The organism is Pseudomonas sp. WP18 (assembly GCF_036689585.1).
In the GTDB taxonomy this organism is placed as follows: Bacteria; Pseudomonadota; Gammaproteobacteria; order Pseudomonadales; family Pseudomonadaceae; genus Aquipseudomonas; species Aquipseudomonas chlororaphis_E.
In genome coordinates, this window is record NZ_CP144758.1 from 1,293,790 (window position 1) to 1,309,131 (window position 15,342).

Sequence of the window (15,342 nt, forward strand, 5' to 3'; positions counted from 1 at the left end):
CTTAGAGAGAGCAATAACATGGATTATCCAAAAAGTGTGCCCAGCGCGGGTTTGGTGGGCGGCAGGTTTGTCGATGAAAATCCCCTGACGGGTACACCGGGGTCCTTGATTCCGGCCAGTTGGGGGAATGGCGTCACGCAGGAAATAATCAATGTGATCGAGGCCGCGGGGATCACGCCATCGGAAGAAACCTACAATCAATTGCTATCCGCGCTGCGTGGCGGCGGGTTGTTTCTGACCGCCCCGCAGTTCGATAACGACAAGAGCGTGGCCACCACGGAGTTTGTCGTTCGCAATGGGGTACAGTATTGCGGTTTTGACGTGTATGCCGGCAGTACCACGCTGACGCTCAAGGATGTGGGGGGCGTCGCCAGCTTCGCCAGCGAAACCCCGGTGACTGCCAAGTTGCCAGCGACCGCGGGAATCCTGCAGGGCGCTACGGTCCTGATTGTCAACGCGGGCAATGGCGTCGTAACCGTTTCAACGTCTTCGGCGGCCGACAGATTGTCCGGGTCCAATGGCGCGGAGGGCGTCATCAGCATTGGGCTGGGAGAAACGGCAGCCTTCATCAAACTCAGCAACCAATGGCGCCTGATTGGCGGCACGGCGGCCCTGAAGTATTCGGCCATGTCGTCTTCATCGTTGCAGCCCAATGGCTGGAAGCGGATTCCCGATACCACCAGCCCGACGGGCTACGTGATCGAGCAATGGGGCGTTTCATCGAGCGGCGCGGATGCCAATGGTGTGCTGGTGACGTTTCCGATGTCGTTTCCCAACGCCGTCAGGAACATCACCGTGACCGACGGGGGCCCCACCTGTGCGGCCTTCGGTGTCTCCATCGCTTCGCTGAGTCAGTTCAGGCTGTATGGTCGGGACTATAACGGCGCCTACTCAAACTGGACTGGCCTCTGGCGGGCGATTGGCTACTGAAAAGGAGATCGTCATGTTGCTTTTTTACGCTCCATCCACGGGTGGCTTTTACAACTCCATCGACCATTTCGGGAAGCTTCCTGAAGATGCCGTCGAGATTTCGGAGCACACCTACAACGGGTTGTTCGCAGCGCCTTTTTTAAACAGGTCCATAGCGTCGGATACCAACGGGCATCCGGTCTTGTCCGAGCGTTTGGTCAACAAGGTCGAGGCACAAATCATCAGCGAGACACACTGGCGCGATGCTCAGCTCAACGCCACCGACCGGCTCGTGGCTCGCGATCGCGATGAGATGGATGACGGAGGCGGCACAACGCTGGACCAGGCCCAGTACACACAACTGCAGGCCTATCGACGTGCCCTGCGAGAGTGGCCGCAGGACGAGCTGTTTCCGGCGGCCGAGCACCGACCTGTTGCGCCGCCCTGGCTGGCGACGCCATTTCAGTAATGTTTTTTCGATGGTCAGGCTATGGACATCACACAAGCACAACTTGCCCTCATCATGCCCAACGCCCGCTCCCAAGCGGGCGTTTTCATTCCAGCCCTCAACACCGCCATGTCCCGCCACCGTATCGATACGCCTAAACGCATTGCTGCGTTTTTGGCGCAGATCGGCCATGAGTCGGGGCAGTTACGGTACGTGCGCGAACTCGGCAGCGAGGCCTATCTAAGGCAATACGACACTGGCGCGTTGGCCGCTCGCCTGGGCAATACGCCGGTGGCGGACGGCGACGGCCAGAAGTATCGCGGCCGAGGTCTGATCCAGATTACCGGCCATGACAATTATCTTCGCTGCAGTCAGGGGCTGTTTGGCGATGCACGTTTGCTGGCCTTGCCTGAGCTTCTTGAACAGCCGCAATGGGCCAGCGAATCCGCCGCCTGGTTCTGGGAGCAGAACGGCTTGAACGAGCTGGCCGATCGCGACCAGTTCAACAGCATTACCCGGCGCATCAACGGTGGTTTGAACGGCCTGCAGGATCGTCTGCAGCTCTGGGCACGGGCGAGGGCGGTGCTATGCCAGTCTTCGGCCTGATGCCGTTTTCCTTGCGCACCTTCGGCGTCGTTGCCTTGCTGGTGCTGCTGGCCGGTGGGCCGGCGGCCCTGGCATGGCGGCTCCAGGATTGGCGCTATGGCCGCCAGTTGGCGCAAATGGCCCAGTCCCGGGCCGAGACGCTGAATCAATTGGCCCAGGCGGCAGCGACGCAACACAAGGCCGAGCAAGACAAGCGCCTCGTCCTGGAACAACGGCTTGCCGCCAGCGAACAAACCCACTACCGAGCCTTGAGCGATGCCCAACGTGACCAGGATCGCCTGCGCGATCGCCTTGCTACTGCCGATGTCCGGCTGTCAGTCCTCCTCGACGCCAGCGATGCCCCCGGTGGCTGTGCGCTGCCTGCCGCCGCCGGCGCCAGCGGCATGGATCATGGCGCCCCACGCGCCCGACTTGACCCGGCGCATGCTCAACGAATTATCGCCATCACCGACGCCGGCGACCGCGGATTGATCGCCCTGCAGGCTTGCCAGGCCTACGTCAGGGCCCTGGGTCGGTAATTCGGCGAGCCTTGCAAGCGTCGACCGCTCGTGTACGGTAGACCTTCATCGCGTCGAATCTGGAGAGCACCGTGGACGACATTACCGAACTGGCCGCTGAATTGGGTCGGCGCTTGCAGTTGCTCAATGCCCATGTCACCACCGCCGAGTCCTGTACCGGGGGCGGGATTGCCGAGGCGATCACGCGGATCCCAGGGAGCTCGGCCTGGTTCGAGGCCGGTTACGTGACTTATTCCAATCGCCAGAAGACCCAGCAACTGAATGTACCCAGCGGCTTGTTCGAGACGGTGGGGGCGGTCAGCCGCGAGGTGGTCGAGGCCATGGCCCAGGGCGCCCAGCATAAAAGCCTGGCGCGGTTTGCCGTGGCGGTCAGCGGCGTGGCCGGGCCCGACGGGGGCTCACCGCACAAACCGGTGGGCACCGTATGGCTGGCCTGGGGCGTTGGCGCGACGGTGATCAGTGAGCAGCGCTTTTTCCCGGGCAACCGCGATGAGGTCCGCCGACAAACGGTGAAGGCCGCGCTAGAGGGGCTGCTGCAGCATGCCTCGGTAGAAATCTCAAATCAGGGGTAGGCGATCTTCAATCCCTGTGGAATAATACTGGCTACTTATACAGGTGTTGGCCGCCAGGCCTTATTGATTACGTGAGGACTTTAATGGACGACAACAAGAAGAAAGCCTTGGCTGCGGCCTTGGGTCAGATCGAACGTCAATTCGGCAAGGGTGCCGTAATGCGTATGGGCGATCAAGACCGTCAGGCTATTCCTTCCATCTCCACCGGCTCCCTGGGCCTGGACATTGCGCTGGGCATCGGCGGCCTGCCAAAAGGCCGGATCGTTGAAATCTACGGCCCTGAGTCGTCCGGTAAAACCACGCTGACCCTGTCCGTGATCGCCCAGGCCCAGAAAGCCGGCGCGACCTGCGCTTTCGTCGACGCCGAACACGCCCTGGACCCGGAATACGCCGGCAAGCTGGGCGTCAACGTCGACGACCTGCTGGTTTCCCAGCCGGACACCGGCGAACAGGCCCTGGAAATCACCGACATGCTGGTGCGTTCCAACGCGGTTGACGTGATCATCGTCGACTCCGTTGCCGCCCTGGTGCCAAAAGCTGAAATCGAAGGTGAAATGGGCGACATGCACGTGGGCCTCCAGGCTCGCCTGATGTCCCAGGCCCTGCGTAAGATCACCGGTAACATCAAGAACGCCAACTGCCTGGTGATCTTCATCAACCAGATCCGCATGAAGATCGGCGTGATGTTCGGCAGCCCGGAAACCACGACCGGCGGTAACGCGCTGAAATTCTACGCCTCGGTTCGCCTGGACATCCGCCGTACTGGCGCGGTGAAAGAAGGCGACGAAGTGGTCGGCAGCGAAACCCGCGTCAAGGTTGTGAAGAACAAGGTGGCTTCGCCGTTCCGTCAGGCCGAGTTCCAGATCCTCTACGGCAAGGGCATCTACCTCAATGGCGAAATGATCGACCTGGGTGTGTTGCACGGTTTCGTCGAGAAGTCCGGCGCCTGGTATGCCTACAACGGCACCAAGATCGGTCAGGGCAAGGCCAACTCGGCCAAGTTCCTGGCGGACAACCCGGAAGTCGCTGCGGCCCTCGAGAAGCAACTGCGCGACAAGCTGCTGAGCCCGGTTGCCGACGTCAAGGCAGTGGCCAGCCGCGAGACCGCTGACGACCTGGCTGACGCTGACATCTGATCGATTCGATGACCGTCGTACTCGATACCCTCGTCGCGGTGCGGCGAACGGCGATGGATCTGCTTGCCAGGCGCGAGCACGGGCGGGTCGAGCTGACGCGTAAGCTGCGTCAGCGCGGAGCGCCCGATGAATTGATCGACACGGCCCTCGACCGTTTGACCGAGGAAGGCCTGCTGTCGGAAGCTCGCTACCTTGAAAGCTTTGTCTCGTATCGCGCCCGCTCCGGTTACGGTCCGTTGCGAATTCGCGAGGAGCTGGGCCAACGGGGTTTGCAACGCCCCGATATCGAACTCGCCCTGCGCGAAAGCGGTATCGATTGGCAAGAGCAATTGACGGACACCTGGCGCCGCAAGTTTTCCGGGCATTTGCCCATCGATGCACGGGAACGCGCTAAGCAAGGGCGATTTCTGGCATATCGGGGGTATTCCATGGAGATGATCAACCGTTTGTTCAGCGGTCGCGGTCTGGATGATTGAACAAAAAGGCCCGCTATTTCGATAGCGGGCCTTTTTTTATGGGCTCAAGTCGCCTTGATCGGCTCCCATGTAAGGGGTTGGACCTTCTGGGTGGGTTCGGCCCAGTTCTCTGCCAGGTTGATGTAGTCCACCAGTTCCCTCAAACGACCGTGATCGCGGGCGTTGAAGGTAAAGGCCAGTCGCGTCAGATGGCTGAAGCGGGCCTCATCGTGTTCTTCGTCGCTGTAGTCATGCTGATGAAAGCAGTCATTGAGGCACAGGTCGGCGAAGGCCACCTGCATCTGTTGGAGCGCCTGTTCGCTGAGCTTGTGGTTCATGCGAATCACGAACTGGTGCTTGAGCCAGCGGCTGGAGTGGAAGTTGCGATAGAACTGGTTGATCTCCTCCACGGCGTCTTCGGCGTTGTACACCAGGCGCATCAGTTTCATGTCCGTGGGCAGGATGTAGCGGTTCTCCTCCAGTTGTTCACGGATGAAATCCAGGGCGCCTTGCCAGAACTTGCCGCCCGGCATGTCCAGCAGGACCACCGGCACCAGCGGGCTCTTGCCGGTCTGCACCAGCGTCAATACCTCAAGGGCTTCATCCAGTGTGCCGAAGCCGCCCGGGCAGAGCACCAGCGCGTCGGCTTCCTTGACGAAGAACAGTTTGCGGGTGAAGAAAAAGTGGAACGGCAGCAGGTTCGGCGTGCCTTCGACGGTCGGGTTGGCGTGCTGTTCGAAAGGCAGGGTGATGTTGAACCCCAGGCTGTGGTCGCGTCCCGCGCCTTCATGGGCCGCCGCCATGATGCCGCCGCCGGCACCGGTGATGACCATCATGTCCGAGCGCGCCAGCGCCATCCCGAGTTCCCGGGCCAGGCCGTACAGGGGATGCTCGATCGGCGTCCGAGCCGAGCCGAAGACGGTCACCTTGCGCCGTCCCTTGAACTGTTCGAGCGTGCGGAAGGCGTGTTCCAGTTCCCGCAGTGCCTGGAGGGTGATCTTGGCATTCCAGCGGTTGTGATCTTCCTGTGCCATACGCAGTACGGTCAGGATCATGTCGCGATAGATGGGAAGGTTCGGGCTGTTGGGTGAGACCAGGTTGAGTTGTTCTTCAACCTTGTGGATGAGGTCGTGGCCGTGGTTTTCAAAATGACGACTGAGCAGGTCATTCGGTTTATAAGGCATTCAACTTCTCCTTCTTGGCAGGACGAATCCAGATCCTCGCCCCGATCGTTGCTGTCTTGATCATGGCGCTCAAAAGTGACAGTTGGCAACCGCTGGATGCAGGCGTGGATGCGCTGCGCCGCTCGTCAGATGACCAGCCAGGCGTACAGGGCTCTGATTTACTGAATATCAAGCGTGCCCATGCAAGCAGATGCCCAGGGGTGGGTGCCACGCGGTGGATTGAGGACGGATCGTGCAGGGAGGCGTGAAAGATGAGGGTGACACTGGAACTCGACAGGCAGTTGTATCTGATGCTGCTGGAGTCGGCCCAGGCCAATCGAGTGAGCCTGGAGGAAGAGTGCTGCCGCCGGTTGGAAGGGCGGGCCTGGCGCTCGCGCTACCTACAGGCGCTGGTGGAGGAATTGCGCGCCGATGATGAGCAGCGGCGCGACAGTGGCCTGTGTGGTTGATGCCTACAGGCCACGGGGCCGGCAGGGTTACTTCTTCGGCTTGGTCGCTTTCGGGCAATCCGATTCCTGGAAGCGTTCCGTGGCGACCGGGCGGTTGGTCTTGACCTCGGTAAACTCGTAACGCATCGTCGCGCCCTTGGCCATCAGCTTACGGAAACCCGGGTTGGTGCACACCGTGGAACCCAGCTGGAAATACACGGCCTTGGGGTCTGCACGCATTTTCTGGGCGTGGCTGCTCTGCACACTGAGGTGGTTGATCAGCTCGGTGCCTTCGACGGTGTAGCCCTGGTCGAGAATATCTTCGTTGATCGCCCGCGGCGTACCGATGCTGCTTTCCTTGGCAACGTTCTGCAGCATCTTGTTCAGTTCGAGTTCTTTCAGCGAGGCAGCCTGAGCGCTGAAGGACGTCGCCAGCAGAACGGCAACGGTAGGGACGATAAGGCGCAGCATGAAACTCTCCTGGTTCAGTGACGGTTTGTTCGACCGATCACATGACTGTGCGTTCAGTGGCCGGGAATTATAGGGGAGCCAGGGTGGACGGTACAGGCTTGCGCGCTCTGGTAGACTGCCGGCCTTTATTGCCCTGCCGAGTGTTGTTCGTGTCCAGTTCCCTTGTACGTCGGTGTCGTCCCCGATGAAACATGCCCCCAACGCCGTCGCCTGCCTGCGCGACCAGCGTATCGATGAAGGCATCAAGCCGCTCCAGGCTCGTGGCTGGCGGGCTCCCCGTTGCAGCGCCTGCCGGGTGATCGAGAGTCATTGCCTGTGTGCCTGGCGGCCGACTGTCGAGACCCGTTCCGGGGTCTGCCTGATCATGACCAACAAGGAAGTGTTCAAGCCGAGTAACACCGGTTGGCTGATTGCCGACGTGGTGCGCGACAATCACGCGTTCATCTGGTCGCGTACCGAGGTCGACAAACAACTGCTGGCGCTGCTGAACGACCCGCAATGGCAACCCTACCTGGTGTTTCCGGGCGAGTACGTCGAGCCTTCCCGGGTGACCCACACAGTTGACCTCGATCACGCCAGGCGCCCGTTGTTCATCCTGCTGGACGCCACCTGGACGGAAGCGCGGAAGATTTTTCGCAAGAGCCCGTACTTCGACCGGCTGCCGATCCTGAGCCTGCTGCCCGACCGGTTGTCGCGCTACCGCTTGCGCCGTTCGACCCGCAGCGAGCACCTGTGCACCGCCGAGGTCGCGGCGTTGTGCCTGGAACTGGCAGGAGACAGCGATGCCGCGTCGGCCCTGGACGCTTATTTCGACGTGTTCAGCCAGCACTACCTGGGGGCCAAGCGCCAGCAGGCGGTGAATGTCTCGACCCCGGCCCACGCCGAGTTGCAGCCCTTCATTCGCACTGCACCTGCCGTGTTGGCGCAATAGTGGCCCATACTGGACGCAGGGGCGGCCGTGCTGCTTGACCACCCTGGCTTCGCTGGGCATGCTTGGCGCCGACCCGGGTGCGGCCAACGGCTAAGATGCTGTGTTTGGCGCTAAATGTGCCCCTGTGGACTTGAGTTGTTTTGGCAGGGCGCGAATGCATCGGCCCGCCATTAAAAACAGGATCATTGAAAAAATGGCCACATACGAAATCCTGATTGCCGACGACCACCCGCTCTTTCGCAGCGCGTTGCGTCAGGCAGTGACCCTGGGCCTCGGCCCGGATGTCCGGTTGACGGAGGTGGCCAGTATCGCGGAGCTGGAAGCCCGGCTGACTGAAAAGGCTGACTGGGATCTCGTCCTGCTGGACCTGAACATGCCAGGTGCCTATGGTTTTTCAGGCCTGGTGCTGTTGCGCGGCCAATACCCGCAGATTCCCGTGGTGATGGTTTCGGCCCAGGAAGAAGCTTCGGTGATGGTCAAGGCGCGCGAATTCGGGGCCAGTGGGTTCATTCCCAAGTCCAGTTCCCTGGAGATGATCCAGAAGGCCGTGAAGGCGGTGCTCGATGGCGATGTGTCCTGGCCATCGCAGGCATTCGAAGCCGTGAGTGTCTCCGAAGAGGCCAAGGCCGCCAGCGAGGGCCTGGCCAGCCTCACGCCACAGCAGTTCCGGGTATTGACCATGGTGTGCGAGGGGCTGCTGAACAAGCAGATCGCCTATGAGCTGAACGTGTCGGAGGCCACCATCAAGGCCCACGTCACGGCGATCTTTCGCAAGCTGAACGTGCGCACCCGGACCCAGGCGGCCTTGCTTTTGCAACAACTTGAGTCAATTTCGCCGCAGGCTTGAAGGACGGCTTCACGCTTTTTTGACCGGACTTGAATTAGCTTCTCCACTCCTTTTCGATCAGTGCCTACTCTATGTCACCTTTTAAAGGCCAAACCGGCCTGAAACGCATCCTCAACGCCTCCGGCTATTCCCTGGACGGGCTGCGCGCCGCGTTTGTCGGTGAAGCGGCTTTCCGTCAGTTGGTGCTGCTCAATGTCGTGCTGATCCCGTTGTCGTTCTTCCTGAACGTCAGCCGGGTCGAGCAGGCGCTGTTGATCGCGGTCTGCCTGTTGGCATTGATCGTGGAGCTGCTCAACTCGGCAGTGGAAGCGGCGATCGACCGCATTTCCCTGGAACTGCACCCCTTGTCGAAAAACGCCAAGGACATGGGCAGCGCTGCCCAACTCGTCGCCCTGACGATGATCGCCCTGGTGTGGGGCGTGATCCTGCTTTAACCCTTCAGGCAATGGCCGGCAGCACGATCTCGTCGCTGCGCTGGACCCCGGCGGTGAAGGCTCGGCACAGCTCCAGGAATTCACGCATGGCCGAGGTCTGGTACTTCTGCTTGTGCCAGATGAAGTAGAACTGCCTTGCCAGGTCCATGTCCGGGGTTTCCACGGCCACCAGGCTGCCACGGCGGAAGGCGTCGCGCAGGGCCAGGCGAGAAATGCAGCCGATGCCCAGGCCCGACTCCACGGCGCGCTTGATCGCCTCGGTGTGTTCCAGTTCCAGGCGAATGTTCAGCGCGCTGCGATGATGACGCATGGCCTGGTCGAAGGTCAGCCGCGTGCCCGACCCCTGTTCGCGCAATATCCACGCTTCGTGGGTCAGCTCCTCCATGCTCGCCTGACCGCGCTTGGCCAGGGGGTGCTGCGGCGCGCAGAACACCACCAGTTCATCCTCGACCCAGCTCTGCACCTCGATGTCCGGGTGGTTGCAATCGCCTTCGATTAGACCCAGATCAATTTCATAATGGGCCACTTGGTGCACGATATTGGCAGTGTTCTGCACATGCAGCTTCACCTGGCTTTCCGGATGACGCTGCATGAAGCCGCCGATCAGCAGGGTCGCCAGGTAATTGCCGATGGTCAGGGTCGCGCCGACCGCCAAGGAGCCGAAACCGGACTTGCCGTTGAGCAGGTCTTCGATCTCCTTGGCCTGGTCCAGCAGCGCTACGGCCTGGGGCAGCAGTTGTTTGCCGAGGGCGTTGAGGCTCAGGCGCTTGCCGGCACGGTCGAACAGTTGGCAGCTCGATTGCCGCTCCAGTTCGGTGATGGAAGTGCTGGCCGCCGATTGCGACAGGTTGAGCAGGCCCGCAGCGCGAGACACGCTCTCTTGCTGGGCGACGGCGACGAAGACTTGAAGTTGACGTAGAGTAAATCGCATATCTATATAACCGATAACCCTTATCTTAATAATTCAGTTAACAGATATTGTCGTCGCCATTAGAATGCGATGCAATTGCGCACCTTGACGACGCAGGCAACATTCCCAGGAGTCCCCGTACATGAGCAACATGAACCACGAGCGTGTCCTCAGTGTTCATCACTGGAACGACACACTGTTCAGCTTCAAGTGCACCCGCGATCCGGGCCTGCGCTTCGAGAACGGTCAGTTCGTGATGATCGGCCTGCAGCAGCCCAACGGCCGCCCGCTTATGCGCGCTTACTCGATCGCCAGCCCGAACTGGGAAGAGCATCTCGAATTCTTCAGCATCAAGGTTCCCGACGGTCCGCTGACTTCCCAGTTGCAGCACCTGAAGGAAGGCGACGAGATCATCATCAGCAAGAAACCCACCGGCACCCTGGTGCTGGACGATCTCAAGCCTGGCAAGCATCTGTACCTGCTCAGCACCGGTACCGGCCTGGCGCCGTTCATGAGCGTCATCCAGGATCCGGAAACCTACGAGCGTTTCGAAAAGGTGATCCTGTGCCACGGCGTTCGCTACGTCAATGAAGTCGCCTACCGCGAATTCATCACCGAGCACTTGCCGCAGAACGAGTTCTTCGGCGAAGCGCTGCGCGAGAAGCTGATCTACTACCCGACCGTGACCCGCGAGCCGTTCGAGAACGAAGGCCGCCTGACCGACCTGATGCGCAGCGGCAAGCTGTTCCGCGACATCGGCCTGCCGCCGATCAACCCGCAGGACGACCGCGCCATGCTGTGCGGCAGCCCGAGCATGCTCGACGAGACCAGCGAAGTGCTCAACAGCTTCGGCCTGACCGTTTCGCCGCGTATGCGCGAGCCGGGTGATTATTTGATCGAGCGGGCGTTTGTAGAGAAGTAAGCTGTATTTGTGGAGCCTGATAGATCGCTATCGCGAGCAAGCTCGCTCCCACAGGGTTTGTGTTGAGTCATATTTGGTGAACAACCCAGATCAAGTGTGGGAGCGAGCTTGCTCGCGATTGCAGCGACTCGATCCAACAGTTACCCGCAAAAAAGCCCGCGCCGCCTGATAAAGGCCGCGCGGGCTTTTTCGTTTCTGGTGTTTACGGTTCCGCCGGAACCACTTCCAACACCCGAATCAACCCCATCTGCGGGTAATGCCAACGAACGTCCAGGTCCCAGAATTGCGCGCCATATTCCCGTTCGGCGGTAGGCATCTGGTACGCCGGGCGCGGGTCTTGGGCCAGGCACTGCTCAATCAGCTCCACCAGGGGCTCTCCCAGACGCGTGGCGTGCTCGTGGGCTTGAAGCAGGGCAGTGTCCGCCCACTGCACTGGAATCAATTCAGGCGCCGCACTGGCGATGCCGTTGGACGCGCAGTCGATGATGTCGGCATAGGGCACGTAGGGCTTGATGTCCAGCACGGGAGTACCGTCCAGCAGGTCGATGCCCGAGATCCACAGGCGCCCGGCTTCTACCCGTTCCAGCTTCACCACCGACTGGCCGATGCCGTTGGGGCGATGGGTCGCACGGGTGGCGAACACGCCCATCGACTTGTTGCCACCCAGGCGCGGCGGGCGCACTTTCAATCGCGGCTTGTCTTCCAGGGCCTGGTGGAACAGGAACAGCAGCCAGACATGGCTGACCTGCTCCAGGCCCTGCACCGCATCCCCCAGGTCGAACGGCGCCACCAGCTCCAGCACGCCGCGTGCGGCGGGGGCCAGCTGCGGTTGCCGGGGGATGGCGAACTTCTCCTTGAAACAGGAGCGGACGAAGCCGATGGGGGAGACGTTATAGGTCATTGCGGCCTCAAGCTTCAAGTTCCAAGCTGCAAGTGAAAAGCTTGCAGCTTGAAGCTTGGAACTGTTGTTTAAGCTCTGACGCGCAGCGTCAGGCCCTTGAGGAAGTTGCGCAGCAACTGGTCGCCACACGGGCGGTAGTTGGTGTGGCCGAACTTGCGGAACAGCGCGCTCAGTTCCGGCTTGGAAACCGGGAAGTCGGCCGCCTTGAGGATGGCGTGCATGTCGTCTTCCTTCAGCTCGAAGGCCACTCGCAGCTTCTTGAGGATGATGTTGTTGGTCACCGGCACTTCGATCGGTTGCGGTGGACGGCTGTCGTCCTTGCCACGCTTGAAGATCACCAGGCCATCGAGGAAATGCGCCATGACCTCGTCAGGGCAGAACACGAAGCCTTCTTCCTCGTCTTTCTTGAGGTAGCCGGCCAGATCCGCCAGGGCCACTTCCAGGCCGCCGAGCTTGATGATCTCGATGACTTTCTTGTCGCTGATGTCGAGCATGTAGCGCACGCTGCGCAGTACGTCGTTGTGAATCATGTGTGCAATCCTGATCAATCGGCAGTGGGCGCCCGGCTCGGTGCGGCGCCGTAGAATTAGAACTTTTCTTTTGCGGACAGGTAACGCCATTGGCCCAGCGGCACCTTGCCGATGGACACGCCGCCGATGCGAATGCGGCGCATGGCGACCACCTTGAGGCCGACGGCCTGGCAGAACAGCGCGATCACGCCCGGTTGCGGGTTCTTCATGGCGAAGCGCAGACGGTTTTCGTTCTGCCAACTGGCCTTGACCGCCGGCAGCTCCTTGCCCTTGTAGGTCAGGCCATGGTTCAGGCGGTTGAGGCCGTGGGCGACCATCTCGCCTTCGACTTCCACTACGTATTCCTGTTCGATCTTGGCGGCATCGGCGGTGAGCTTGCGCAGGACTTTCCAATCCTGGGTGAACACCAGCAGCCCGCTGGCATTGGCTTGCAGGTCGGCGCTGGCGGTCAGGCGCAGGAAGTGGCCCTTGAGCGGCCGCTTGCCGAAGCGATGTTCTTCGCTCAGGGTCTGCGGCCCCAGGGATGCCATGGCGGTGTCGACGTCCAGGCCGGCGGGAACGTTCAGCAGCAGGGTGACCGGCTCCGGCGCGGTGGCCTTGGCCTCGGGGTCCAGTGCGACCTTTTCGGTGGTGACCTTGAACTGCGGTTCATCGATCACTTCACCGTCCACGGTGACCCAGCCGCCCTCGATGAACAGCTCAGCCTCGCGACGAGAACAGCCGACGAGTTCGATGAGGCGTTTGGAGAGACGAATCGGGTCAGTCATGACAGGGCCGTAACAAAAAGAGGGTGGGCATTGTACCTGCCTGGCGCCGGTTAATCGCGGGTCCATTTGCGCTGTGTGGCTTTTAGCCGCGTCGCGCCTTCAGGTCGGATTGCTTGTAGCGCATGTGCAGCAACGGGTAGGGCTGGTTCATGCCGTCCCGTTCCGAGCGGCCGATGACTTCGAAACCTTGCTTGAGATAGAAACCCAAGGCCTGGGGGTTCTGCTCGTTGACGTCCAGCTCGTCGGCGTTCAGGTGTTCCATGGCGTAGTGCAACAATTGCTTGCCCAGGCCCTGGCCGCGGTGTTGCGGGTCGATGAAGAGCATTTCGATCTTGCCGGCCGCCACGCCGGCGAAGCCGGTAATCCGTTGGCGGGTGTCCCGGGTGCAAATGAGCATCACCGCGTCCAGGTAGCGGGTGAGCACCAGGTTCTTGAGCAACTCGATGTAGCTGTCCGGCAGGAAGTCATGGGTCGCGCGCACCGATGCCTCCCATACCTGGGTCAGTTCCTGGTAATCGCTCGATTTCGGTGTATGGATGACCGAATGCTGCCGCATGCCCGCCTGTTCCTTGTGCTGGATGACCTGATGTTCTCCATACGATAGCCGTAAAAAAGCCCCGCATCTTGTCGCAAGGGCGGGGCTTTTCAATTTTTACCGGGTTTCAAAAAATTGTGGGAGCAGGCTTGCCCGCGAAGGCGGTGTGTCAGTCGAAATGACGGTTAACTGATACGCCGCTTTCGCGAGCAAGCCCGCTCCCACAAGGTATTGCAGTGGCTCGATCAGTTGATCTGCTCAGCCCACAAGTCGTACTCATCGGCGTCGGTCACCTTGCACCAGACCTTGTCGCCTGGCTTGAGGTGGCTGCCGTTGTCGATGAAGACGTTGCCGTCGATTTCCGGGGCGTCGAAGAAGCAGCGGCCCACGGCACCCTGTTCGTCGACTTCATCCACCAGCACTTCGATTTCACGGCCGATGCGCATTTGCAGGCGGGCCGAGCTGATGGCCTGCTGGTGCGCCATGAAGCGCTCCCAGCGGTCCTGCTTGACGTCGTCCGGCACCACGTCCAGGTTCAGGTCGTTGGCGGGCGCGCCTTCGACCGGGGAGTACTGGAAGCAGCCGACGCGGTCGAGCTGGGCTTCGGTCAGCCAATCCAGCAGGTACTGGAAGTCTTCTTCGGTTTCGCCGGGGAAGCCGACGATGAACGTGGAGCGGATGATCAGCTCCGGGCAGATTTCCCGCCAGTTCTTGATCCGGGCCAGGGTCTTGTCTTCGAACGCCGGGCGTTTCATGGCCTTGAGCACTTTCGGGCTGGCGTGCTGGAACGGGATGTCCAGGTACGGCAGGATCTTGCCGGCGGCCATCAGCGGGATCAGTTCGTCGACGTGCGGGTACGGGTAGACGTAATGCAGGCGAACCCAGACGCCGAGGGTGCTGAGGGCCTCGCACAGTTCGGTCATGCGGGTTTTCACCGGCGCGCCGTTCCAGAACCCGGTGCGGTACTTCACGTCGACGCCGTAGGCGCTGGTGTCCTGGGAAATCACCAGCAGTTCCTTGACGCCGGCCTTGACCAGGCGCTGGGCTTCATCGAGCACGTCGCCCACCGGGCGGCTCACCAGCTTGCCGCGCATCGACGGGATGATGCAGAAGCTGCAGCTGTGGTTGCAGCCTTCGGAAATCTTCAGGTAGGCATAGTGGCGCGGGGTCAGCTTGATGCCTTGCGGCGGCACCAGGTCGATCAGCGGGTTGTGGTCCTGTTTCGGGGGCACCACCTCGTGCACGGCGTTGACCACCTGCTCGTACTGCTGCGGGCCGGTCACCGCCAGCACGCTGGGGTGCACTTCGCGGATGTTGCCTTCTTCCACGCCCATGCAGCCGGTGACGATGACTTTGCCGTTTTCCTTGATGGCTTCGCCGATCACTTCCAGGGACTCGGCCTTGGCCGAATCGATGAAGCCACAAGTGTTGACCACTACCACGTCGGCGTCCTGGTACGTGGACACGACGTCATAGCCTTCCATGCGCAGCTGGGTCAGGATGCGCTCGGAGTCGACCAGAGCCTTCGGGCAACCCAGGGAAACGAAGCCAACCTTCGGGTTGGCTGGCGCGGTAGTGGTGGACATGTCTAACCTCGGTGTAGGGGGATCGTCTCTTGCCGAGACAGGACGCCTGACGCGCCTCTGATCAAAAAGTGAGCAATTCTAGCGGTGGACGAGGCCGTTGACCAGCTTTATACCGGGAAAAACGACGAGTGCTGCGCTATGCTTCGCGCCTTTGCGCTTTACCGGTTTTTACAGTCAACAAAACACCTGTTACGAGATGTTAAACAGTGCATGCTGCGTCAGGTAGCAGAGTGCTTTCGTTCAAGCAGACAG

At 60.9% G+C, this 15,342-nt stretch carries 20 protein-coding genes; 12 read left to right on the forward strand and 8 right to left on the reverse strand.

Annotated elements, in window-relative coordinates; all coding sequences use genetic code 11:
* Window positions 1–18 precede the first annotated feature (18 nt).
* From V5F23_RS05620 to recX, 7 genes are all read left to right on the forward strand, one after another.
* Window positions 19–930 carry a phage tail protein gene (locus tag V5F23_RS05620; RefSeq protein ID WP_123579576.1) on the forward strand — a complete coding sequence of 304 codons (912 nt, stop codon included), beginning with the start codon at window positions 19–21 and terminating at the stop codon, window positions 928–930.
* 13 nt (window positions 931–943) lie between these two features.
* Complete coding sequence (locus V5F23_RS05625) at window positions 944–1,378, forward strand: phage tail assembly chaperone (protein ID WP_047737003.1); 435 nt, start codon at window positions 944–946, stop codon at window positions 1,376–1,378.
* Window positions 1,379–1,399: 21 nt separating this feature from the next.
* Window positions 1,400–1,963 (forward strand): glycoside hydrolase family 19 protein, encoded by a 564-nt coding sequence (locus V5F23_RS05630; RefSeq protein WP_212803451.1) that lies wholly within the window; start codon window positions 1,400–1,402, stop codon window positions 1,961–1,963.
* Window positions 1,945–2,481, forward strand: coding sequence for a lysis system i-spanin subunit Rz (locus V5F23_RS05635; RefSeq protein WP_123579574.1), 537 nt, complete (start codon window positions 1,945–1,947; stop codon window positions 2,479–2,481). Before V5F23_RS05630 ends, V5F23_RS05635 begins: the two co-directional genes overlap by 19 nt.
* Window positions 2,482–2,552: 71 nt before the next feature.
* Window positions 2,553–3,053 (forward strand): CinA family protein, encoded by a 501-nt coding sequence (locus V5F23_RS05640; protein WP_042730772.1) that lies wholly within the window; start codon window positions 2,553–2,555, stop codon window positions 3,051–3,053.
* A gap of 83 nt (window positions 3,054–3,136) precedes the next feature.
* Window positions 3,137–4,189 carry a recombinase RecA gene (gene recA, locus V5F23_RS05645; RefSeq protein ID WP_042730773.1) on the forward strand — a complete coding sequence of 351 codons (1,053 nt, stop codon included), beginning with the start codon at window positions 3,137–3,139 and terminating at the stop codon, window positions 4,187–4,189.
* An 8-nt stretch (window positions 4,190–4,197) separates the two neighbouring features.
* A complete protein-coding gene (gene recX / locus V5F23_RS05650) occupies window positions 4,198–4,665 on the forward strand; it encodes a recombination regulator RecX (protein ID WP_047736997.1) in 468 nt (155 codons plus the stop codon).
* Window positions 4,666–4,709: 44 nt separating this feature from the next.
* On the opposite strand, the gene V5F23_RS05655 is transcribed toward recX, so the two are convergent.
* Window positions 4,710–5,828 carry a TIGR00730 family Rossman fold protein gene (locus tag V5F23_RS05655; protein WP_212803452.1) on the reverse strand — a complete coding sequence of 373 codons (1,119 nt, stop codon included), beginning with the start codon at window positions 5,826–5,828 and terminating at the stop codon, window positions 4,710–4,712.
* 251 nt (window positions 5,829–6,079) lie between these two features.
* Between V5F23_RS05655 and V5F23_RS05660 the strand changes: the two genes are divergently transcribed.
* On the forward strand, window positions 6,080–6,277 hold the full coding sequence (locus V5F23_RS05660; protein WP_042730776.1) for a hypothetical protein: 198 nt from the start codon (window positions 6,080–6,082) through the stop codon (window positions 6,275–6,277).
* A 27-nt stretch (window positions 6,278–6,304) separates the two neighbouring features.
* Here the strand turns inward: V5F23_RS05660 and V5F23_RS05665 are convergent, their stop codons facing one another.
* Complete coding sequence (locus tag V5F23_RS05665; protein ID WP_042730777.1) at window positions 6,305–6,727, reverse strand: quorum-sensing-regulated virulence factor family protein; 423 nt, start codon at window positions 6,725–6,727, stop codon at window positions 6,305–6,307.
* A 184-nt stretch (window positions 6,728–6,911) separates the two neighbouring features.
* Here V5F23_RS05665 and V5F23_RS05670 point away from each other — a divergent pair, with 184 nt between their 5' ends.
* The 3 genes from V5F23_RS05670 (at window position 6,912) to V5F23_RS05680 (ending at window position 8,939) form a co-directional block, all read left to right on the forward strand.
* Window positions 6,912–7,658, forward strand: coding sequence for a tRNA-uridine aminocarboxypropyltransferase (locus V5F23_RS05670; RefSeq protein WP_042730778.1), 747 nt, complete (start codon window positions 6,912–6,914; stop codon window positions 7,656–7,658).
* Between the two features lie 193 nt (window positions 7,659–7,851).
* The gene (gene erdR, locus V5F23_RS05675; RefSeq protein ID WP_042730779.1) at window positions 7,852–8,505 is read left to right on the forward strand and encodes a response regulator transcription factor ErdR; all 654 of its coding nucleotides are present in this window, start codon (window positions 7,852–7,854) and stop codon (window positions 8,503–8,505) included.
* Window positions 8,506–8,576: 71 nt separating this feature from the next.
* On the forward strand, window positions 8,577–8,939 hold the full coding sequence (locus V5F23_RS05680) for a diacylglycerol kinase (protein ID WP_042730780.1): 363 nt from the start codon (window positions 8,577–8,579) through the stop codon (window positions 8,937–8,939).
* A 4-nt stretch (window positions 8,940–8,943) separates the two neighbouring features.
* Here the strand turns inward: V5F23_RS05680 and V5F23_RS05685 are convergent, their stop codons facing one another.
* The gene (locus tag V5F23_RS05685; protein WP_042730781.1) at window positions 8,944–9,870 is read right to left on the reverse strand and encodes a LysR family transcriptional regulator; all 927 of its coding nucleotides are present in this window, start codon (window positions 9,868–9,870) and stop codon (window positions 8,944–8,946) included.
* 121 nt (window positions 9,871–9,991) lie between these two features.
* Between V5F23_RS05685 and fpr the strand changes: the two genes are divergently transcribed.
* Window positions 9,992–10,771 (forward strand): ferredoxin-NADP reductase, encoded by a 780-nt coding sequence (fpr, locus tag V5F23_RS05690; protein ID WP_003198368.1) that lies wholly within the window; start codon window positions 9,992–9,994, stop codon window positions 10,769–10,771.
* 202 nt (window positions 10,772–10,973) lie between these two features.
* Here fpr and tsaA read toward each other — a convergent pair whose 3' ends face one another.
* The 5 genes from tsaA to rimO all read right to left on the reverse strand — a co-directional run bounded on the left by tsaA (window position 10,974) and on the right by rimO (window position 15,090).
* A complete protein-coding gene (gene tsaA / locus V5F23_RS05695; protein ID WP_042730782.1) occupies window positions 10,974–11,672 on the reverse strand; it encodes a tRNA (N6-threonylcarbamoyladenosine(37)-N6)-methyltransferase TrmO in 699 nt (232 codons plus the stop codon).
* 68 nt (window positions 11,673–11,740) lie between these two features.
* A complete protein-coding gene (locus V5F23_RS05700) occupies window positions 11,741–12,202 on the reverse strand; it encodes a DUF1456 family protein (RefSeq protein ID WP_042730783.1) in 462 nt (153 codons plus the stop codon).
* A 56-nt stretch (window positions 12,203–12,258) separates the two neighbouring features.
* On the reverse strand, window positions 12,259–12,969 hold the full coding sequence (locus tag V5F23_RS05705) for an rRNA pseudouridine synthase (protein WP_047736992.1): 711 nt from the start codon (window positions 12,967–12,969) through the stop codon (window positions 12,259–12,261).
* A gap of 82 nt (window positions 12,970–13,051) precedes the next feature.
* Entirely contained in the window at window positions 13,052–13,525 is a 474-nt protein-coding gene (locus V5F23_RS05710; protein ID WP_047736990.1) for a GNAT family N-acetyltransferase, read from the reverse strand.
* A gap of 224 nt (window positions 13,526–13,749) precedes the next feature.
* Complete coding sequence (rimO, locus tag V5F23_RS05715; RefSeq protein WP_042731513.1) at window positions 13,750–15,090, reverse strand: 30S ribosomal protein S12 methylthiotransferase RimO; 1,341 nt, start codon at window positions 15,088–15,090, stop codon at window positions 13,750–13,752.
* Between the last annotated feature and the right edge of the window lie 252 nt (window positions 15,091–15,342).